Source organism: Pseudofrankia coriaricola (assembly GCF_001854805.1).
Classification (GTDB): domain Bacteria; phylum Actinomycetota; class Actinomycetes; order Frankiales; family Frankiaceae; genus Pseudofrankia.
Genome location: NZ_MBLO01000220.1, coordinates 1 through 20,901, shown reverse-complemented (window position 1 = coordinate 20,901; position 20,901 = coordinate 1). Strand labels below are relative to the sequence as shown.

At 72.0% G+C, this 20,901-nt stretch carries 19 protein-coding genes; 18 read left to right on the top strand and 1 reads right to left on the bottom strand.

What is annotated here, in order from left to right:
- The first annotated feature begins 247 nt into the window (after window positions 1-247).
- From BCD48_RS25635 to BCD48_RS25620, 4 genes are all read left to right on the top strand, one after another.
- The gene (locus BCD48_RS25635) at window positions 248-1,537 is read left to right on the top strand and encodes a CaiB/BaiF CoA transferase family protein (protein ID WP_071050932.1); all 1,290 of its coding nucleotides are present in this window, start codon (window positions 248-250) and stop codon (window positions 1,535-1,537) included.
- A gap of 165 nt (window positions 1,538-1,702) precedes the next feature.
- Window positions 1,703-2,626, top strand: coding sequence for an SDR family NAD(P)-dependent oxidoreductase (locus BCD48_RS25630; RefSeq protein ID WP_071050931.1), 924 nt, complete (start codon window positions 1,703-1,705; stop codon window positions 2,624-2,626).
- 4 nt (window positions 2,627-2,630) lie between these two features.
- A complete protein-coding gene (locus BCD48_RS25625; RefSeq protein WP_071050930.1) occupies window positions 2,631-3,266 on the top strand; it encodes a cysteine hydrolase family protein in 636 nt (211 codons plus the stop codon).
- Window positions 3,267-3,416: 150 nt separating this feature from the next.
- Window positions 3,417-3,665, top strand: coding sequence for a desulfoferrodoxin (locus tag BCD48_RS25620; protein ID WP_071050929.1), 249 nt, complete (start codon window positions 3,417-3,419; stop codon window positions 3,663-3,665).
- Window positions 3,666-3,734: 69 nt separating this feature from the next.
- Here the strand turns inward: BCD48_RS25620 and BCD48_RS25615 are convergent, their stop codons facing one another.
- The gene (locus tag BCD48_RS25615) at window positions 3,735-4,400 is read right to left on the bottom strand and encodes a TetR/AcrR family transcriptional regulator (protein WP_083419188.1); all 666 of its coding nucleotides are present in this window, start codon (window positions 4,398-4,400) and stop codon (window positions 3,735-3,737) included.
- Window positions 4,401-4,700: 300 nt separating this feature from the next.
- On the opposite strand from BCD48_RS25615, the gene BCD48_RS25610 reads away from it, so the two are divergent.
- The 14 genes from BCD48_RS25610 to BCD48_RS25545 all read left to right on the top strand — a co-directional run.
- Window positions 4,701-5,528 (top strand): SDR family oxidoreductase, encoded by an 828-nt coding sequence (locus BCD48_RS25610; RefSeq protein ID WP_071050928.1) that lies wholly within the window; start codon window positions 4,701-4,703, stop codon window positions 5,526-5,528.
- The gene (locus tag BCD48_RS25605; protein ID WP_083419187.1) at window positions 5,525-6,445 is read left to right on the top strand and encodes a PaaI family thioesterase; all 921 of its coding nucleotides are present in this window, start codon (window positions 5,525-5,527) and stop codon (window positions 6,443-6,445) included. Before BCD48_RS25610 ends, BCD48_RS25605 begins: the two co-directional genes overlap by 4 nt.
- A 348-nt stretch (window positions 6,446-6,793) precedes the next feature.
- On the top strand, window positions 6,794-7,588 hold the full coding sequence (locus tag BCD48_RS25600) for a GntR family transcriptional regulator (protein ID WP_083419186.1): 795 nt from the start codon (window positions 6,794-6,796) through the stop codon (window positions 7,586-7,588).
- Between the two features lie 11 nt (window positions 7,589-7,599).
- Window positions 7,600-8,547: an ABC transporter permease gene (locus BCD48_RS25595; protein WP_071050926.1), complete on the top strand. Its 948-nt coding sequence runs from the start codon at window positions 7,600-7,602 to the stop codon at window positions 8,545-8,547.
- Window positions 8,548-8,704: 157 nt separating this feature from the next.
- Window positions 8,705-9,619, top strand: coding sequence for an ABC transporter permease (locus tag BCD48_RS25590; protein ID WP_071050925.1), 915 nt, complete (start codon window positions 8,705-8,707; stop codon window positions 9,617-9,619).
- 10 nt (window positions 9,620-9,629) lie between these two features.
- On the top strand, window positions 9,630-10,781 hold the full coding sequence (locus BCD48_RS25585) for an ABC transporter ATP-binding protein (protein ID WP_083419185.1): 1,152 nt from the start codon (window positions 9,630-9,632) through the stop codon (window positions 10,779-10,781).
- Window positions 10,778-11,806: an ATP-binding cassette domain-containing protein gene (locus BCD48_RS25580; protein WP_083419184.1), complete on the top strand. Its 1,029-nt coding sequence runs from the start codon at window positions 10,778-10,780 to the stop codon at window positions 11,804-11,806. The genes BCD48_RS25585 and BCD48_RS25580 overlap by 4 nt, the downstream gene beginning before the upstream one ends.
- A gap of 275 nt (window positions 11,807-12,081) precedes the next feature.
- Window positions 12,082-13,668 (top strand): amidase family protein, encoded by a 1,587-nt coding sequence (locus BCD48_RS25575; protein ID WP_071050924.1) that lies wholly within the window; start codon window positions 12,082-12,084, stop codon window positions 13,666-13,668.
- Window positions 13,665-15,440: an MFS transporter gene (locus BCD48_RS25570; protein WP_071050923.1), complete on the top strand. Its 1,776-nt coding sequence runs from the start codon at window positions 13,665-13,667 to the stop codon at window positions 15,438-15,440. The genes BCD48_RS25575 and BCD48_RS25570 overlap by 4 nt, the downstream gene beginning before the upstream one ends.
- Entirely contained in the window at window positions 15,437-16,843 is a 1,407-nt protein-coding gene (locus BCD48_RS25565) for an amidase (RefSeq protein ID WP_071050922.1), read from the top strand. Before BCD48_RS25570 ends, BCD48_RS25565 begins: the two co-directional genes overlap by 4 nt.
- Before the next feature lie 100 nt (window positions 16,844-16,943).
- Window positions 16,944-18,575, top strand: coding sequence for an ABC transporter substrate-binding protein (locus BCD48_RS25560; RefSeq protein WP_083419183.1), 1,632 nt, complete (start codon window positions 16,944-16,946; stop codon window positions 18,573-18,575).
- A 281-nt stretch (window positions 18,576-18,856) separates the two neighbouring features.
- On the top strand, window positions 18,857-19,054 hold the full coding sequence (locus BCD48_RS25555; protein ID WP_071050921.1) for a hypothetical protein: 198 nt from the start codon (window positions 18,857-18,859) through the stop codon (window positions 19,052-19,054).
- A gap of 140 nt (window positions 19,055-19,194) precedes the next feature.
- Window positions 19,195-20,607: an amidase gene (locus BCD48_RS25550; RefSeq protein WP_071050920.1), complete on the top strand. Its 1,413-nt coding sequence runs from the start codon at window positions 19,195-19,197 to the stop codon at window positions 20,605-20,607.
- Window positions 20,608-20,716: 109 nt separating this feature from the next.
- The coding region (locus tag BCD48_RS25545; RefSeq protein ID WP_491677171.1) for a hypothetical protein at window positions 20,717-20,901 on the top strand (185 nt) is incomplete at its 3' end.

Below are 20,901 nucleotides of genomic sequence, written 5' to 3'. Positions count from 1 at the left end.
GTCGCGTCGAGAGGGCACCCGTCGTGAGCGCACCGTCGTGAGCGCATCGGCTGCGCCAAGCTCGTAGATTATATAAGGTATGCAATATTGATAGGCAGGTGGATTGATTGGTGGGTGGGACGTGTGTCCCGATGCTTGACCAATCGCTTGCTTGGGACGCGGACCGATGGCGTACTGATCGGTGGTGCGCCGCCGCGACGGCGGCTCAGCCGACGATCCGTCGATGTGATGACCTGCGAGGTGCTTGATGCCGGATGCGACCGCTCCGCTGGCAGGAGTGCGCGTGGTCGACGTGTCGATGCTCGGCCCGGGCGCGCTGACGACCCATCTGGCCGACCTCGGCGCGGACGTCATCAAGGTGGAGCCGCCGGGGGGCGAGTACGTCCGCAAGATGGTCTGGCCGTTCGTCCACGGTGTGTCGCTGCTGCACTGGCACATCTCCCGGGGCAAGCGCTCGATCGAGCTCGACCTGCGTACCGATGCCGGTGTCGAGGTCTTCAGGGAGCTCGTGCGCGACGCCGACGCCGTCGTCGAGGCGATGCGGCCGGGAGCGCTCGACCGGCGCGGGCTCGGTTTCGCCGCGCTGCGAGAGATCAACCCGAAGATCGTCATGTGCTCCATCTCCGGCTACGGCGCCTCCGGCCCGTACCGCGACCTGCCGAGCCACGGCATCGCCTACGACACCTGGGCCGGCGTCGTGAAGCCCGCCATCGACGAGGACGGCTTCACCTACCTGCCGGAGCACGCCTCGATCGGCATCCACGCCGGCCCGCTGTTCGGCGCGTTCGCGCTCGTCGCGGCGGTGCTCGCGGCGCGCGAGACCGGGCAGGGCTCGCACGTCGAGGTCGGTCAGGCCGACGCCGCCGCCGCGATGGACTGGCTGCGCAGCGAGAGCTGGCGCGCCTACGAGCGGCCCGAGGACGAGGTGACCGGCAACCCGGTCGACAACTACGAGCGGCGCACCCCGGGAACCGCCGGAATGGAGGACGGGGTCCGCTACCAGATCTATCCCTCGGCGGACGGCCACATCCTGTTCATGGCCTCCGAGCGCAAGTTCTGGCGGAACTTCTGCGAGGGCGTCGGCCGGCTCGACCTCTACGAGCGCCGCCCCGGCGCCGAGTTCGCCGACCACGCCCGCGGTGACACCGAAACGCGCGTCGAGCTCACCAAGATCTTCGCCACCCGGACGACCGCGGAGTGGATCCTGTTCGCGGGCGAGCACAACACGACGATCGCGCCGGTGAACACGCCAAAGTCGATCATGGAAGACCCGCAGTTCCAGGATCGGCTGCCCTGGCTGCCGGCGTCGAAGTTCGTCATCGACCAGTTGCCCTTCCCGGTCCGCTTCGACGGCCGCAACCCCGAGCCGGAGCGGCCGGCGCCGCCGCCCGGCGAGCACTCCGCCGAGGTGCTCACGGGCGTTCTCGGCTACGACGAGGCGAAGGTGGCGAGCCTGCGCGCGGCGGGCGCCTTCGGCAAGGTGGCCGGCGCCGACAGCGCCGAGGGTGCGGCGGCTGGCGCGGGCGGTGCCGCATGACCGCGTGACCGCGGGCGGGCGAGGTCCGCGGGGCTGTCAACCGCGGGCTGTCACCCGCGGGGCCGCCGGCGTGGCGGCCGTTACGTGACGGCCGTCGTCCACTAATGATATTTTATACAAAATCTTGATCAGCTGACTGGGCTGACCGGACGTAAGGGGCGGGCAATGGGGTTGCTCGACGGCAAGGTCGCGATCGTCACCGGTGCCGGGCACGGTATCGGCCGTGGCCACGCCCTGGAACTGGCCAAGCAGGGCGCGAAGGTCGTCGTCAACGACCTCGGCGGCTCGGTGCGCGGCGAGGGGGCCGGCCGGGCTGCCGACGAGACTGTCGCACTGATCGAGAAGCGCGGCGGCACGGCCGTCGCGGACTACTCCGACGTCGGCGACTTCGAGCAGTGCGGCGAGCTCATCCAGCGGGCCGTCACCGCGTTCGGCGAGCTCGACATCCTGGTGAACAACGCCGGCATCGTGCGTGACGCGGCGATCTGGAACATGCCGCCGGAGGACTTCGACGCGGTCATCCGGGTCCACCTGCGTGGCACCTGGGCCACCTCTCACCACGCCGCGAAGTACTGGCGGGCCGCCGCCAAGACCGCTGGCGGCAAGGTGGGCGGCCGGATCATCAACACCACCTCTGGCGCGGGCCTGGGTGGCAACTTCGGCCAGTCGAGCTACGCCCCGGCCAAGGCGGCCATCGTCGGCCTCACCCAGACGCTCGCGCTGGAGCTGCTGCGCACCGGGATCACCGTGAACGCGGTCGGCCCGGCGGGTCTCACTCGGATCACCGCCACCATGCCGGGCATGGGGGAGGCGTTCGAGCCGGACGAGGTTCCCGATGGCGATTTCCACCCGATGGACCCGTCGAACAGCTCCCCGCTGGTCGCCTGGCTCGCCAGCGACGAGGCCGACCACGTGACCGGCCAGGTCATCCGGGTCATCGACGACCGGATCATCTGGATGCGCGGCTGGACCGAGCGGGCGACCGTCGCCTCGGGCGGCAAGCGCTGGGATGCGGCGAAGCTCGGCGAGGTCCTCGCGCAGGACCTGTTCGAGACCCGCGGCGCCGGCCTGCGCTTCGCCCAGTCCTAGCGCGATGGCCGTCGACCTCGCCGACCTGCTGCGTCCGGCGCACACCGTTCTGCTCACCCAGGAGTGCCAGAAAGGCGTGATCGGCACGCCCAGCTCCCTGCCGGCGCTCGCCGAGGTGGCGCGCACGTCGGGGATGATCGCCAACGTCGCGCGGCTGGCGGCCGGCGCCCGGGCCGCGGGCGCCGGCGTGCTGCACTGCATCGCCGCGCGCCGGCCCGACGGGCAGGGCGCCAGCACCAACGCCCGGCTGTTCCTCGGCACCGACCGGTCGCCGGTCAAGCAGCTGCTCGGCACGCCGGCGGTCCAGGTGCTCGACGAGATCGGGCAGGAGCCGTCGGACCTGGTCTCGGTCCGGCTGCACGGAGTCTCGCCCTTGGGGGGCACCGACGCCGACGCGCTGCTGACGAACCTCGGCGCGCGGACCGTTGTTATCGTTGGGGTGTCGACCAACGTCGCCATCCCGGCGGGTGTCTTCGACCTGGTGAACCAGGGCTACCAGGTCGTCGTCCCGCGTGACGCGATCGCGGGCTTCCCGGCGGAGTACGGCGACATCCTTATTCGCAACTCACTGTCGCTGTGCGCCACCATAGTGACGACCGACGACGTCCTCGCCGTCTGGGAGAAGCACGCCGCCGGCTGAGCGCTGTCACCGTTGATGGGTCTGGCGGCCACCGAATGTAAAGTTGACGTCAGAATCGAAACCCTCTAGCGTGAGATGGCCCACGGGCCGTCAGGCGACCTGCCTGTGGCAACTCTGCCTGTGGTAACTGAGCAACGACTGGAGGGCGAGATGACAGCGCTGAAGGCCGGTGCCCGGCTGCGAGACGACGCGACCGGGACGGAGGCGGTCGTCGTTCGGATCTCGGCGGAATCGAGCCTCGAGCTGCGCCCGGGCGGGCCGGCCGCGCTGGGGAAGCGCTACACGTGCGCCGTGTGCGACGCACAGGTGCTCGTCGCCAAGGCGGGCGCGGCGGAGCCGGTGTGCCACGGCGAGGCGATGTCCCTCGCGCAGGCCAAGCCGCTGCCGTCCTCCGACTGACCCTCCCGCACACTGAAACCCCCCGCGCGGAGCGGGCCGCCGCCGACTATCCGGCGGCGGCCCGGCCGGCTAAGGATCGGTGATCCGCAGCGCGTTCAGGAAAAGCTTTACCAGCTGCTCGAGACCCTCTTCGAACTCATAGTCGAACAGTTTCTGCACGAACCACATCTCGGCGAACCGGTTCATCATCGCGCCGAGCGCCGGCAGCGCCAGCTCCGGGTCCAGCGCCGGGTCGATTTGGCCGCGCTGCTGCAGCTGGCGAATCATGCGCATGACCCGCGGGTTGCTCTCCTGCAGGTGCTCGAAGCGGGAGATGTTCAGCTCCCGGTCGTAGCGGCAGACCAGCTCGATGACGCCGATGATGCGGGCCTCCGCCTGGTAGTTGCGCAGGAACTGGCGGCTGCCCTGGCGGATCCGGTCGGCGGGGGTGGCCGTCGAGGCCGCGTCGAAGATGACGGTGGACAGCGGCGACTGGAGCAGGTCCGCGAGATCCATGGCGACCTCGCGGAAGATCTGCTCCTTGGAGTCGAAGTAATGGTAGAAGGAGCCGTGTGACAGGCTGGCGCGCTCGGCGATGTCGGAGATTCGCGCGTCGAGGAATCCGTCCTCCTCGAACACGGCCTTCGCCGCCTTGACCAGCCGCGCCCTGGTCGCGGCGCCCTTACGGGAGCGCGGCCCCCCGGTCTTCTCCCGGTCGGCCGGCGCTGCCGTGGACACATCATCCGTGGACGTCACGGCTGTCCTCCACGAAATTCCTCCCGCCGACGGTGTGACGTAAGTCTACCGGTGGATTGTCATTGACGTCGACGTTAAAATTAATCTGGGCGTGTCGATCCCGTCAGTACCGGCCGGACCGCCCGGCCGGTACTGGCGCGCGCGCCCACCGGTGTAGCGAGACCGCTGGCCGCCCGGGACCGGACCGGCCGCCGGCCGCGCCGCCTCGCGTGAGCAATGCCAGGTACTTCTAAGTCTCGTCTTAACCACGTGGGCCCCCGCTGTTCGGGCCTCGCGCAAACTGCGTCAGGGAGAGTCGACATGTCACTGTTCGACGCGTTCCGCTACGACGGCAAGCACGTGTTAGTGGTCGGAGGCGCGACCGGCATGGGTGCGGCCGCCGCCGAGCTCGCGCTCGCCGCCGGCGCCGAGGTCACCGTCCTGGACATCGCCGAGATCACTGTGCCCGGCGTCAAGGCCGTCCCCGTCGACCTGCGCGACACGACGTCGATCGACGCGGCGCTGGCCACGCTCGGCGGGCCGGTCCACGCGGTGCTGTGCTGCGCCGGCGTCGCCGACGGCACGCCAGGCATCGAGAAGACCAACTTCCTCGGCCACCGCTACCTGCTCGAGAAGCTGCTCGCCGCGGACAGGCTGCCGCGCGGCTCGGCCATCGGCTTCATCTCGTCGGCCGCCGGGCTCGGCTGGGAGCGGAGCCTCGCCGAGCTGAACGAGTACCTGGCCATCGCCGACATCGAGGCGGCGTCGGCGTGGGCGATCGAGCACAAGCACGCGGACTACATGTGGAGCAAGCAGGCCGTCTGCGCCTACGTCGCCACTCAGGCGCTGCCGCTGCTGCGGCGGGGCATCCGGATCAACGCGATCTGCCCCGGGCCGACCGACACGCCGCTGGCGCGGGCGAACGCCGAGACCTGGCTCGGGTTCGGCGCCGGTTATCGGGCCGAGGCCGGCATCGAGGCGGCCACCCCGCTGGAGCAGGGCTACCCGCTGGTCTTCCTGTGCTCCGACGCGGCCTCCGGGATCAGCGGCATCACGCTGATCACCGATGCCGGCCACTTCGCCGCCGGCAACACCGAGACGTGGCCCGCCGACACCGGGGCGGTCCGGTTCCTGCTGGGCAAGTTTTGAGCCCCGCGCACGACACCGGCACGGCCGAGGAGCTCGCCGGCCCGCCGGCGCCGGGCGGCCCGCCCGCGCTGGGGGGCCGGGTCGAGGCCGCCGACGTGCCGGGCATTCCCGGTGCCCGCCACGTGCGGCACGTGGCCCCCCAGGAGCACGTCTTCGCGCCGATCCGGGTGTCGGTGCGCCGCGTCGGCGACGAGCTGCGCGGCTCGGTGCCGGTCATGCCCGAGCTGTATGTGCCGGGGACGACGTGCGTGCGGATGGCGGCGCTGGTGGTCTGGTCGGACTTCCTCGGCGGGCGGATGTCCGTCGGTGTGCTGGCGCCGCGGGTGCCCGTCACGCTCGACCTCAACGTGGAGCTCTACACCCGCTTCTGGGAGACCTCCGAGGTCCGGGTGACCGGCCGGCTGGTCAAGACGGGCCGCTCGGTCGTCGTCAGCGCGGCCGACTTCCGGCACCCCGACGGAACGCCGCTGGCGCTGGCCACGGCGGCGTTCATGACCGCCGGGGACCCGTCCCTGGTCATGCCGCCACTGCGCTGGGCGGACGAGGACGAGGACGACGCGGCGTGGGTCCCGCGCCCGCCGCTGCGCGCCGCGCTCGCCGAGCACGCGGGCTGCGAGGTGCGTGCGCCAGGGGTCGCCGCCGTGGCGCGCACGGCGAACGGGCTCAACGCGTCGGACACCATCAACGGCGGGCTGATCGCGCTCGCGGCGGAGGAGGCGGCGCTGTCGCTCACGCCGGGGGTGCCGCTGGCCTCGATGCTGCTGCGGTACCTCAGCCCGGCGCGGCGTGGGCCCGCCGTGGCGACGGCGCGGGTGTCAGGCGGGCTCGGGGTCGTGGAGGTGCGCGACGCCGGGGCCGAGGACCGGCTCGCGGTCCACGCGGTGACGCGGAGCTTCCCGGACACTGTTGGTATGTGAACGCCCACCCTGGTGCCGGGGCGCACGTCCGCCCCGGCACCAGGGCCAATGCCAACTCCCAGCCAGGCTGATCGACAAGCTGCCGCGGTCCTCGCCGTCCTCGTGGTCCTTGCCGGGATGGCTGGCGAGAAACATTCCCGGTGCCTTCCTGAAACATTATGCAGCGGACAAACGAAGAACGATCGGCGTCAGGTACCGTCGCTTGCGGTGATCCGCGATTTCGGTCTTCGGATCCGTGGCGGAACGCCGCCGCAAAGTGGCGGATCGGCAATCATGACGAGCTGAAGGCCCTGATCAGCAGCCGGTTTCGAGTGTACCGCGCAAGCGTAACGATCGCTTTACTGTCCCATGCACCAAGTGGAAATCGTGGTCGCGGAACCTCCCACTATGTCGAGCGGACGAGTTCACCTGGGCCCAGGGCGCAGGTCCACCGCGTCGCGGCGACTGCGCGATCTGCTCCGTGCCGCGATCTGGCGTCGGCAGTTCCCCAACGGTGTCCTGCCAAGCGAAGCGTCGATCATGCTGACCTACTCCGCCAGTCGGGGCGCGGTGCGCGACGCGCTGTCCTACCTGCGCGAAGAGGGGGTGATCGACCGGGTGCAGGGCACCGGTACGTTCGTGATCTCCAACACCATCCAACACCGGTACGACAGCAGCCGGGGGGTCAGGCCGGACCCCCGCGCGGGACCCGCGGGAGATCTCACCTACCATTTCCTGAGCTGCTCGCTGGTGCAGGCACCAGAGCCTGTCGCCACCCAGCTCGGCCTGCCGCCGGGTTCGGCGTGCACGGTCACGGAGTACCTGACAAAAATCGACGGGGCGCCATACGGCGTCAACACCAGCTATCTCGGTCCGGAGTATTCCGAGAAGCTGGAGAGCGCGGATTTCTCGGTGGACTGGTACGGCTTGCTCGAATCGCTTGGAATCCCGGTCGGCGGAAGCCGGCAAACGGTCGAGGCGACGCTCGCCGACGACCTCTACGCGGCCCTTCTTGATATTCAGGTCGGCAGCCCGATCATGTTCTTCGAGAGAATCATCACCGACACCGCGGGCCGAACCGTCGACTACGGGTTCGCCCGTTTCCGCGGCGACCAGCTGACCCTGCGTGTCGAGCTGCCGCGCCGGCACGACCAGCGCGACTAGGGAGTATCGACGTGTTCGGATTCCTGGCCCGACGCGGCCTGCTCATGATTCCGATCCTGCTGGGTGTCTCGATCGTCATCTTCATCACGATCAAGATCATCCCGGGTGACCCGGTGGCGTCATTGCTGGGCCCGACGGGGACACCGGAGGCAAGGGCCGCCCTCGAGGATCGGCTGGGGCTCAACGATCCCTTGCCCGTGCAGTATTTCACCTGGCTCGCCCATACGATCACCGGCGACTTCGGCACCAGCATCGCCCGACAGACGACGGTCTCCCCGATGGTCTTCGACGCGCTCTGGAACACGCTGATCCTGACCGCGGCGGCGGCGGCGCTCGCGCTGGTCCTGGGCGTCGTCATCGGTGCCCTCACCGCACTGCGTCGGGACGGCTTGCTGGCGCGCATCGGGAACGCGTTCGCCCTGGTTTCCATCTCGGTGCCGCAGTACTCGGTCGGCCTCCTGCTCATCATCTATCTCGCCGACGACGCCGGGCTCTTCCCGGTCAGCGGGATGTACTCGCCGAACGGCGGAGGCGGGTTCGGCGACCTGATGAACCACCTGATTCTGCCGGCCGTCACCGCGGCGCTGGTCCCGGCCGGGATCATCGCCCGGATGTTCCGCTCGTCGGTGCTCGACGTGATGGGCATGGACTTCATCGAGGCGCTACGGGCCCGGGGGCTGTCCGAGCGCCGCATCCTCTGGCACGCCTTCCACAACACGACACCCTCGCTGCTGACCGTCGCCGGTCTCCAGATCGGATATCTGCTCGGGGGTGTCGTGTTCGTCGAGGCCGTCTTCTCCTGGCCCGGCATCGGCCAGCTCGTCTACCTCTCCATCTCCCAGCGCGACCTGCCGGTCATCCAGGCCGGTGTGCTCGTCTCGGCGTTCGCGTTCGTCCTGCTCAACCTGATCGTCGACGCGCTGCACGGGCTGATCGACCCGCGCGTGCGCACCCACTGAGACCGCCTCGTCCGCGCCGGCGGCAGATCGGCCTGGTACCGGCCGCGCGAACCACGCACCGCGCGAACCGCCTGGATCCAGCGGCCCCACCCGTCCCCGATCTTCCGCTCCCGCGGGCCGCCACCGGGCCCCACGCGCCTCAGGAGGAACGACAGCCATGACAGCCGTCTCCGACATCGCGCTGGGCGCGACGTCCTCGACAGATCCGCCCACGGGCGTGCGCCCGGCCACCGACGCCACAGTGGCCCGCCGCCGGCGGCGGGTGACCTGGGGCTTCAGGATCTCGGCCGCCACCATCGCCGCGATCGTCCTGGTCACCCTGATTGGTCCTTTCCTGGTCAGTGACCCGAACGTCGGGAGCCTCAGCGAGCGGCTGCTCCCGCTCGGCTCGGCCGGCCACCTGCTCGGAACGGACGGCCAGGGCCGCGATGTGCTCAGCCGGCTGGTGAACGGCGGACGTCCGTCGCTGCTGGCGGGTCTGATTCCGGTGGCGGTGTCGTCGTTGGTCGGCACCGCGCTCGGTGTGGCCGCCGGCCTGTCCGGCCGGCTCACGCACGGAGCGATCATGCGGACGCTGGACGTCTTCTACGCCTTTCCGGCCGTCCTGCTGGCCATCGCGATCTCGGCCGCGCTGGGCTCGGGGATCTCGAACTCGATCATCGCGCTCGCGGTGATCCTGATCCCGCCGGTCGCCCGGGTGGCCGAGACCGAGACGAGGAGGCTGATCGACCTTGACTACATGGAGGCAGCCCGGGCCAGCGGCGCGGGCGGGCTGAGCATCGCGGTCCGGCAGGTCCTGCCGAACGTGGCACCGCCGATCATCGTCTACTGCACCGCGCTGATCGGCCTGTCGATCGTGTACGCGGCCGGCCTGAGTTTCCTCGGTCTCGGCGTCTCCCCGCCGACGGCCGAATGGGGACTCATGATCAGCGACTACAAACAGTTCCTCTACTCGTTCCCGGAGCTGACGGCGATCCCGGCGCTCGCGATCCTCGTCGCCTCCGTGGCCTTCAACGTCCTCGGCGACGGGCTGCGTGACCTGCTCGACGTCCGTGGCGAGACGCTGACCTGAGGGGCCCGTGATGAGCACGCCGCACACCTCCACGTCCCGCGCCCCAGGCCCCGCCGCCGCGACCACGGCCGCCCGGCCCGCGCAGCCGAACGTCGTCCTGTCCGTCCACGACCTGAACACCACATTCGCCGCCGGGTCGAGGACGTCGAACGTGGTCCGGGGCGTGAGCTTCGACCTGCGCCGCGGCCAGACGCTGATGCTGCTGGGCGAGAGCGGCAGCGGGAAGTCCGTCACGGCACGGTCGATCATGCGGCTGTACGGCCGCAACGCCACGATCACAGGTAGCGTGCGGCTGTCCGGACAGGAGCTGCTGGACCTCTCCGCCGACCGGATGCGCGGCGTCCGTGGGGCGCGGATCGCGCTGGTGCCCCAGGACCCGACCGGTTCCCTGGACCCGCTGCGCCGGATCGGCGCCCAGATCACCGAGGTGCTGGCCCTCCACAACGTGGAACGGCTGCGCCGGGCCGGCCGCCGCCAGGCCGAGGAGCTGCTGCGGCTGGTCGGCATCAACGACCCGAAGCGGGTGGCCGACAGCTACCCGCACGAGCTGTCGGGCGGGATGCGGCAGCGCGCGGTGATCGCCATCGCGGTCAGCTGCGACCCCGAGGTGCTGATCGCCGATGAGCCCACCACCGCGCTCGACGTGACCGTGCAGAAGCAGATCCTGGAACTGTTCGCCGACCTGCAGGACCGGCTCGGCATGGCGACGCTGATGGTCACCCACGACGTGGGCGTCGCGGCGGAGGCCGGCGACCGGGTCGGGGTGATGTACGCCGGCCGCCTCGTCGAGGAGGGCCCGGCCGCGCAGGTCTTCGCCAGCCCTCGGCATCCCTACACGGCCGGCCTGCTGGCGGCGCTGCCCTCGCCCGGCGTTCCCCGCGGGACGCTGCGCTCGATCCCCGGCTCGCCGCCACCGGCCGGCGCGTTCCCGGCCGGCTGCGCGTTCGCGCCGCGGTGCCCGGTGGCGCGGGACTCCTGCCGCACCGACGACCCGCCGCTGGTCGCCGTGGCGCCGGACCGGTCGGTCGCCTGCCCGGTCGTCAATCCCGCGTCGCCGTCCGCCCCGCCGTCCACACCGACAGCCGGCGCCGTGGACATCCCCAGCCCCGCCGCGCCGCCCGCCGACCAGCCGTCGGCACTGTCCAAGGGAGGCCCCCGATGAGCGCCGCCACCACCAGGACGTCCGACCAGACGACGGCCGGGACGACGGCCACGCGGCGGACCGCCCGGTTCCACCGGCCGGGCTGGGCTCGCCGGCCGGGAGCCGCCGCCGGCCCGGCCGGGACACCGGTCTCGCCCTCCGGGGGTGAGAAGCTGCTGGAGGCCATCGGCCTGGGCAAGACGTTCGGCAACGGCGTCCGCGCCGTCGACGACGTCTCGCTCACCGTGGGCCGCGGCGAGACGGTCGGCATCGTCGGCGAGTCCGGCTCTGGGAAGTCGACGACCGCGAAGATGATCCTTGGCCTGCTGGCACCCGACGAGGGCGACGTCTTCTTCGACGGGGTGCCGTTGCGGGGCCTGCCCCGGGCCCGCATGCGGGCCCTGCGGGCGCGCCTTCAGGTCGTGCCGCAGAACCCGCAGACCTCACTGAACCCGCGGCTGACCGTCCGGTCGTCCATCGAGTTCAACCTGCGCGCCCACGGCGCCGAGCGGGTGGCGCGACGGACGATCGTGCCGGAGATGCTCGAGCGGGTCGGCCTGACCCCGACCCACGCCGAGCGCTTCCCGCACGAGCTCTCCGGCGGCCAGCTCCAGCGGGTGGCCATCGCCCGTGCCCTGGCGACCCGGCCCGACCTGGTCGTCTGCGACGAGGCGGTGTCCGCGCTCGACAAGAGCGTGCAGGCGCAGGTGCTCAACCTGCTCGCCGAGCTCCAGGCCGACCTGGGCGTCTCGTTCCTCTTCATCTCCCATGACCTCGCGGTCGTCGAGCACATCGCCGACCAGGTGACGGTGATGTACCTCGGCCGGGTCGTCGAGCAGGGTCCGGCCGCCCAGCTCTGGACGAGCCCCCGGCACGAGTACACCCGCGCCCTGCTCGCCGCGACGCCGGGCCGGGCGTTGGAGGAGGCCGCGGGCAGGGACCGGCCCATGATCCCGGTCCAGCCCAGCGGCGCCGACGGCGGCGCCGCGGGTAGTGGCACCGCCGCCACCACCGGTCAGGCCGCGGCGAGCCGCCCGCCGGGCTGACCCCCCTGACCCGGGTGGCCCACGGCTGGCCGTGACCGGCGGCCACCGACGCCAGGCCACCGCACGCCCCCGCGCGCCACATCGCCGCCGCCCGCGCGGCGGTTCCACACCGAGCACGCGATCGGCCATGCCGACCCGCGCCGATCCCGCCATGCCCGCGACCGCCCGGTCGCCCGTCCCCGGCGTGCCCCTGGCGGGTGGCGCCCACCGGGGAACCGCCGGGAGGCGGCCGGCCGTCGGCGCCATCCGCTCACCACGCACGGAAGGAACGCACGATGAGCGCACCACGAGGACGAATCCGCGGCTTCGTCCGCCGGCCCACCCCGGACGAGGTCGTCGCGATCGGCGCGAAGGAACACCTGCACCTCACCCCGGCGGAGGCGGAGCTCTACGCCGCCGCGCTCGATCCGATCCTCGCGTCGATCGACCGGATCGACGAGCTGACCCCGCTGGTCACACCGTTGCGGCACACCGATCGTTACCCGGGCTCGGTGCCGAGCGTCGAGGCGGACCCGTACCACGCCTTCGTGCGGCGCTGCCTGGTCCGCGGCGCCGCGGACGGCCCGCTGGTCCGGCTGCGGGTCGGGGTGAAGGACAACCTGGCCGTCGCCGGGATCCCGATCACCAACTCGTCCCGGACGCTGAGCCACACGCCGACCTCGGACGCGGTGGTGGTCGAGCGGCTGCTCGACGCCGGCGCCGACATCGTCGGCAAGACCAATCTGGACGACTTCTCCACCTCCGGTACCGGTGAGTCCAGCTGGTACGGACCCGCGCGCAACGCGGTCGACCCGGCCCGCTCCGCCGGTGGCTCCTCCGGCGGCAGCGGCTCGGCGGTGCGCTCCGGCGCGGTGGACATCGCCATCGGGGTGGACGAGGGCGGTTCCGCGCGCATCCCGGCGTCCTTCAACGGGGTCGTCAGCATCAAGGCGACCCACGGCCTGGTGCCCTCGCACGGCCTCACCTACATGGACCACACGATCGACTCGGTCTGCCCGATCGCCGCGACGGTGGAGCTGACGGCCCGGGCGCTCGACGTGATGTCCGGCCACGACGACCGCGACCCGCAGTGGGTGCGCGCGCGCCCGGAACCCACCACCTCGGCCGCGACGCTCGGCGACGGGGTGGCCGGCCTGACGATCGGCGTGGTCCGCCAGAGCATCGCCGAGGGGCTGTGCGAGCCCGGTGTGCTGGCCGCCTTCCACGCCTCCTGCGACGCCCTCGCCGCGGCGGGCGCGACCATCACCGAGGTCGACATCCCGTTGTGGAGCGACGCCTGGGCGATCGAGGTCGCGGCGCTGGTCAGCCTGGCCTGGGCGACTGTCCAGACCGACGGGGTCGGCTACGGGCACCTCGGAGAGGTCGATGTCGACCGGGTGCACGGCTTCGGCCTCGTCCGCCGGCTGGAGGCGGACTCGTTCCCGCCGTTCTTCAAGATCTGGCTGCTGGCCGGGCGCTACCTGAACGAGCGCTACTTCTCGACGTACTTCGCCAAGGGGCTGAACCTGCGCCGGACGCTGCGCGCCCAGATCGACGAGGCGCTCGCTGGCCGTGACCTGCTGGTGACCCCGACCACGCCGCACGTGGCCCCGGTGCTGCTCGACCGGCCGGCGGGCGACGCGGAGCTGCTCGTGCGGGGCACGACCATGGCCGGGAACACCGCTCCGCTCAACCTCAGCGGCCATCCCGCGCTGGCCGTCCCCAGCGGCGCCGACGCGGACGGCATGCCCACCTCGATCCAGATCATCGGCGCCCACTTCGCCGACGCGCTGACGCTGCGGGCAGGTGCCGTGGTGGAGGCCGCGGTCGGTGTCACCCCGGGTGGCGTACCGGCGCACCCCGTTGCGGCGCTCGCGCTGTGACGGCGCACGTCCGGCCGCCCGCCGTGCCTGCCGGCGTGGGTAGCGCCGCGCAGCCGCCGGCAGGCGGACCGGGCGGCACCGGCCCGGGGCCGGCGCGTGCCGACCAGACGGCACCAGAGCAGGCGGCACCGGACGGGACGGGCAGCGACCGGATCCGACTGGCCGGTGCGCGGCGGCGCTTCTACGGGGTCATCCTGGTCTCCGGCGTGGGCTTCGGACTGACCTCGCCCTTCACCTCCCTGTTCGCTCTCCAGCTCGGGGCGAACGACGTCATCGCCGGCTTCATCGTGTCGTCCATCGCGATCTCCCTGCTGCTGGTGGACTTCTTCGGGACCCAGTACGTCCCGAGGCTCGACCCGCGCCGGTCGATCGCGCTGTCGATCGCCGTGTTCGGCGCCGGGTCCTTCGTCTCGGCGGCCGCGCCGTCGTGGGTGATCGTGCTGACCGCCCGGGTCGGCCAGGGCTTTGGCACCGCGCTGTTCCTCGGCAGCGCGCTCCAGCTCGCCGTGCGGCTGGCCGATCCCGGGCGCGCGGGCGAGACGATCGGCGCCTTCAACGCCGTCTGGTTCGTCGGGGTGAGCAGCGGACCGCTCGTCGGCGGCGCCATCGCGAGCTCGCTGGGCGGCGGCACGCCCGGCCTGCGCCTGCTGTTCGCGGTCTGCGGCGCGGCGAACCTGGTCGGCGCCACGGTGGCCTGGATCTACCTGCCGCGGCTGGGGCGGATCGGGGTGCCGCAGTTCGGCCTGCCCCGGGCGGTGGGCGTGCGGGGCGCCCGTGGCGCGGGCGTGCTGTGGCTCGCCGGGCTTGGCCAGGCGATCCGGGCCGGTTTGGCGCTCACGCTGATTCCGCTGCTGGGCGGGCGCGAACTCGGCATGGACACGTTCATGCTGGGCGCGGCCCTGTTCGCGCTGGCGGTCACCGACATCCTGGCGATGACCGGCAGCGGACGCTGGGCCGACCGGGTCGGTCGGCGCCGGCCGCTGGCGCTGGCGCTGGCCTGGGGCGTGGTGGCGACGCTCTTCCTCGCCTCCGCCCAGAGCCACGCGGTGTTCGTCGTCGGCTGCCTCGCCGTCGGCATCACGATCGGCACCATCTGGGTACTGCCGGCGACGATGACCGTCGACATCGCGCAGGACCCGGAGGCCGCGCTCGCCAGCTACCGATTCTGCTCGGACCTCGGCATGCTCGCCGGCGGCCTGCTCGCCGGCGCCGGGATCGGGCTGGCCGGCGAGCGGGGCGCGATGGTCGGCGCCGCCGGCCTGCTCGTCCTGGGACTTCTGATCACCATCGCGGTGGGAGAGACGGCGCACCGGCGCACCCGCGCCGACGCCGCCGATCCCATCGGCTCCGACGATCTACCGGCGCCCGCGGGTCCGGTGGCCACCCCGCCGCTCGCCTCGGCGCTGCTGCCGGTCTGCGCTCCCGTGCCCTTGATGCGACCGGCGCCGGACCAGCTGTGGCCGGCGACCTCAGCCCATCTCACCACGGTGCCGGCCGCCGCGGCGGCGCACCCTCCGACCACGGCACATCGCCCGGCCACCCGTACCCAGGAGATCATCGTGCTGCTTCCCAGCCTCGACGACTTCGCCGTGATCGCGGCGAGCCAGGGCATCAGCCTGCGGCCGGAACGCCTGACGCAGGCCCACGCGGCCCAGGCCGCGATGTGGCCGGGGCTGGAGCGGCTGCGCGCGCTGCCGGTGCCGTTCCTCGGCACGGTGCCGGAACCGGCGACCGCGCTGCGTTGGATCGAGAGCGGCGGACGGTCGGCATGACCGAGCTGTGCGAGCTGACCGCGAGTGAACTGCTGGCCGCCTACGCGGCCGGCGAGGCCACCCCGTCGGAGGCTGTGCGGTCGTGCCTTGCCCGTATTGAGGAGGTCGAGCCGCGGATCAACGCCGTCCTGCTCACGCTGGCCGAGTCAGCGCTGGCCGCGGCCGCGGAGTCGGACGCGCGCTGGGCACAGGGACGCGCGCGGCCGCTGGAAGGCGTGCCGTACGGGCTCAAGGACATCGTCGCGACCGCCGGTATCACGACCACCGGGGGCTCCGCCCTCTACCGCGACCACGTACCCGACGAGGACGCGGCCCTGGCGGCCCGGCTGCGGGAGGCCGGCGGCATCCTGCTCGCCAAGCTGGCGACGTTCGAGTTCGCCTGCGGCGGCGCGGTGAACCGCACCTTCGGCGCCACCCGCAACCCCTGGGACACCGACCGCACCGCGGGCGGCTCGTCGTCCGGCTCAGGCGCGGCCGTCGCGGCCCGGGAGATGCCGCTGGCCATTGGCACCGACACCGCGGGCTCTATCCGCATCCCGAGCGCGTTCTGCGGCCTCACCGGGCTGAAGGCCACCTACGGCCGGGTGCCCCGGCACGGCGTGATGGGCCTGTCGTGGACGCTCGATCACGCCGGCCCGATGGCCCGCAGCGCGGTGGACTGCGCGCTGATGCTGGCGGCCATCGCCGGCCCCGACCCACGCGACCCGACGTCGTTCGACGCCGAGCTCGGCGACCTCGTCGGCGCGACCACGGCGCCGGTCGACGGGCTGCGGCTCGGGCGGGTGCGCGGCTATCTGGAGGACCTCTTCCACCCGCCGCTGGCCGCCGCGTACGAGCAGGCGCTCGCCGAGTTCACCGAGCTGGGCGTGACCGTGGTCGACGTCGAGCTGCCGAGCGCCGACCTGATCGAGCCGGCGACCTGGGCGATCGTCTACGCCGAGATGCTCTCCCTGCACGAGGGGCATCTGGCCGGTATCGAGGACCGGGACGAGATGGGCGCGTCACTGCTCGGTGCCGCGCCGTTCGTCTCGGCCGCCGACTACCTGCGCGCGCTGCGGCTGCGGCCGCTGTTCCAGCGCGAGCTGGAGGCGGCCCTCGCCGGCTGCGACGCGCTCGTGCTGCCCGGCCACACGGCGCTGCCGCCGCGGATCGCCGAGGCGATGACCGCGCAGGTCGGCGACGCGACGTTGCCCTGGCTCGACGTCTTCTGCCGCACCCAGGCGCCGTTCAACCTGACCGGCTGCCCCGCGCTCGTCCTGCCCACGGCACTGGTCGAGGGCATGCCGACGAGCGTCCAGCTCGCCGGCCGCCCGTTCGACGAGGCCACCCTCCTGCGTCTCGGTGCCGCCTACCAGCGGGCCACCGAGCACCACACGCCGCGGCCACCGGTGCTGCGCGGCTGACCCTGCCCCCTTCCGCACCACCTGGCATCACCCGGCCCGACACCTCCGTGGGCCGGACAGCCCGCACGTCAGCAGCAGCACGCCAGCGAAGGAAAGGTGCATGTCCATAACTGTCAGGGGGCGCCATGGGCGCCCTACGCGGCGGGGCGTCGCCGTCGCGATAGCACTCGTCACGTCACTCGTGGTCGCGGCGTGTGGCGGTGGCGGCGGCGGTGGCGGATCCACCAGCGCCACCGGCGGGAACGTGCTCGTCATCGGCATGACCGCGTCGAACATTCCGCTGCTGGACACCGGCATGGCGCAGAGCGAGGGCGGCGAGGGCCAGCGGTTCGTCGGCTTCCAGCTCTACGACGCACTCACCAAGTACGACCTGCGCCAGGGCACCTCGGCGCCGAAGCTGGTGCCCGGTCTCGCGGAGTCGTGGGAGCCGAACGCCGACCTCTCCAGCTGGACGTTCAAGCTGCGCCCCGGCGTCACCTTCCACGACGGCACAGCATGGAACGCCGACGCGGCGGTCTTCAACATCGAGCGGTACGCGATCAAGGAAAGCCCGAACTTCTACCAGCCGCTCAACGCGCAGGCCGGCCTCTCCGTCTCCGGCATCAAGGCGGTGAGCAAGGTCGACGACATGACGATCCGGATCGACACCAAGGGTCCGTGGTCGTACTTCCCGTACGACGCCGCGCTGATCGTGATGGGCAGCCCGACCGCCATCAAGAAGCTCGGCCCCGAGGGCTTCGCCCAGCACCCGGTTGGCACCGGGCCCTTCAAGTTCGTCTCGGTGACCCGCGGCCAGCGGCTGGAACTGGCGGCCAACGAGAACTACTGGGGCGGCCGGCCGAAGCTCGACAAGCTCATCCTGCGGCCGATCCCGGACACCACGGCACGCGTCGCGGCGCTGCGCTCGGGCGAGGTCAACTGGATCGAGGTGCCGCCGCCGGACGACGTGTCCAGCCTGAAGTCCGAGGGCTTCCAGATCCTGACCAACTCGTACGACCACATCTGGCCATGGGTCTTCAACGTCACCAAGAAGCCCTGGAACGACGTGCGGGTGCGGCAGGCGGCGAACTACGCCATCAACCGCGAGTCGCTGTCAAAGGACATTCTCGCGGACACCGGCGAGCCGGCCAACCAGGTCGTGCCGCGGGCGAACCCCGCGTACAAGGCGGCCGACGACTACTACTCCTATGACCCGGCCAAGGCGAAGCAGCTGCTGGCCGAGGCCGGCTACCCGAACGGGTTCACCACGACCCTGTCCTTCCCGACCAGCGGCTCGGGGAACATGGTGCCGATCCCGATGAACACCGCGCTGCAGGCCGATCTCGCCAAGGTCGGTATCAAGGTCGAGCTGAAGCCCGTCGAGTGGGGTTCGATGCTCACCGACTTCTTCGCCGGCAACATCCCGGGCGGCGCCGACGCGTTGAACATCTCGCTGGCCTTCTTCCAGGAGGGCTTCTGGTACAGCTGGTTCGGCACCGGTTCGACGCTGAACGTCGGCGGGTACTCGAACCCCCGGCTCGACGAGCTGCTCAACCAGGCGAAGACGACGGGTGACATCGACCAGCGTGCCGGGCTCTACGGGGAGATCGGCAAGATCCTCACCACGGACGCGCCCTGGCTCTACGTGGTCAACGACCGGAACCCCCGCGCCCTGGCCGCCGACGTGAAGGGCTTCGTGATGCCGAAGTCCTGGTACATCGACCTGACCACAGTCAGCGTCGGCACCTCCTGATCCGCGCCATCCAGCACCAGTCCCGTCCGCGCCGCTTCTGACGGCCGGACGCCCCGGCGGGCGGCCCGACGCCGCGCCGCCCGCCGACCCCCAGACCCCCGGAGCCGCGGATCCCGGCCCGCTCGATCCCGGCCCGCGACCGGATCCCCCAAGCCCGCCGCGGTCCCCGGCGAGGCCCATCCTCAGGTCCCCGACACCCGCCCGTTCCCGGCTCTGACCGGCGCCGTCCCTGCCCTGTCATGTCTCGACGCCGGCCGCGGCCGGCAGCGAAGGAGAGACCGATGTCCGACCTCAGCACCGACGACGCGACCGTCCGGACCCTGCTCGCGATCGCGGGGCTCAAGCCGTCCGAAGAGGAGATCGCCTCGCTGGTCGCCTCTTACCCCGCCGTCCGTGCCTCGATCGACGCCCTCTACGAGGTGGCGGACGTCCGGTACGAGGAGCCGGGGCTGATCTTCCCCGCCGTTCCGACGATGTGACGCCTCGTCCGCCCGCCGGTGGCGCCCGTCCCCCGGGGCGTCGCCGGCGGGCCGCCGGCTCAGCGCGGGCAACCGACCCGGGGCGGGCCGCGGTGCGGGTGGCCAGGGGCCCTCGCTCCCCAGCCCTGAAAGGACGTGTGATGGACGAGTACCTGACGATCACCGAAGCGGCGGCGGCGCTGCGGTCCGGTGCTACCACCAGTGTGGCGCTGACCAGCGCCTGCTTCGCGGCAGCCGACGCCCATGACGGTGCCCTCGGCGTCTACCTGGCCCGGTTTGACGAGCTGGCGCTGGCGGCGGCGGCGAAGGCGGACGAGGAGCTGGCCGCCGGTGTGGACCGCGGCCCGTTGCATGGCATCCCTCTCGGCGTCAAGGACATCATCGCCGCSGAGGGCGGCCCGACCACCGCGCAGAGCCTCATCCTGGACCCCGCCTGGGGCGAGGGGATCGGCGACGCCGTCGTCGTCGCCCGGCTGCGCGCCGCCGGCGCCGTCATCACCGGCAAGAGCAGCACCATGGAGTTCGCCACCGGGATGCCCGACCCCGAGAAGCCGTTCCCGATCCCGCGCAACCCGTGGAACCCTGAGCACTGGGCCGGCGGATCCAGCTCCGGCACCGGCAGCGGGGTAGCCGCCGGGATGTTCCTCGGCGGGCTCGGCACCGACACCGGCGGCTCGATCCGCTGCCCGTCAGCCTTCAACGGGATCACCGGGCTGAAGCAGACGTTCGGCCGGGTCCCGAAGTCCGGCTGCGTGCCGCTGGGCTACAGCTACGACCACATCGGACCGATGGCTCGCAGCGCCCGGGACTGCGCCATCATGCTCGGGGTCATGGCGGGGCACGACCCGTCCGACGCGACCAGCGTCGACATGCCGGTACCCGACTACACCGCCGGCCTGACCGGTTCGCTCGAGGGCGTGCGCATCGGCGTCGACCTGCTCGAGGACCACGCGCGCAACCCGGCCGACCCGGTGCTCGACGGACGCATCGCCGCCGCGCTGGAGGTGCTGCGGGAGGCCGGCGCCACCCTGATCCCGCTACGCCTGCCGTTCTACCGCGAGGCGCGCGACGCAACGATCATCGGCGCGATGGCGGAGGCGCTGGCCTACCACCGCACGGACCTCGCCGGCCGGTGGGCCGACTACGGCGCCGCCACCCGGGCGATCGTCGCCACCGGAACGTTCGTCACCGGCGCGGACTATGTGCAGGTGCAGCGGTTCCGCCGGCACCTGTGCCGGGAGGTCGCGACGCTGTTCGGCGACGTCGACCTCATCGCGACGCCCACCGCGGCCGCGGGCGCGCCCCGCATCGACGAGCTGGGCGCCGACGCCGTCCTGGGCAACCTGCACACGCAGTACTGGAACAGCACCGGCCATCCCGCGCTCTCCATCCCGATCGGGCTCGGCGCGACCGGGCTTCCGCTGGCGCTCCAGCTCGTCGGCCGGCCCTTCGGCGAGCTCGCCGTGCTGGACGCCGGGCACGCCGTCCAGCGACGCACCGACTGGCACCTGGCCCGTCCACCGCTGGCCGCCCCCGTGGCGGTGGCGTCCTGACACCCGACCGACCCCACCCAGCCTGTTCCGCTCTCATCTCCGGGCACCCGCCCTCCCAGTCCGTCCGTCCTCCGACGCATCCGCATCTCCGACGAAGGAGCCCGCAGCCATGACCAGGTACCTGACCATCGCTGACGCGGCGGCCGCGCTGCGGTCCGGCGCGACCACCAGCGTCGCGTTGACCCAGGCGTGTATCGASGCCGCCGACCGGCTGGACGGAAAGATCGGAACCTACATCGTCCGGTTTGACGAGCTGGCGCTGGCGGCGGCGGCGAAGGCGGACGAGGAGCTGGC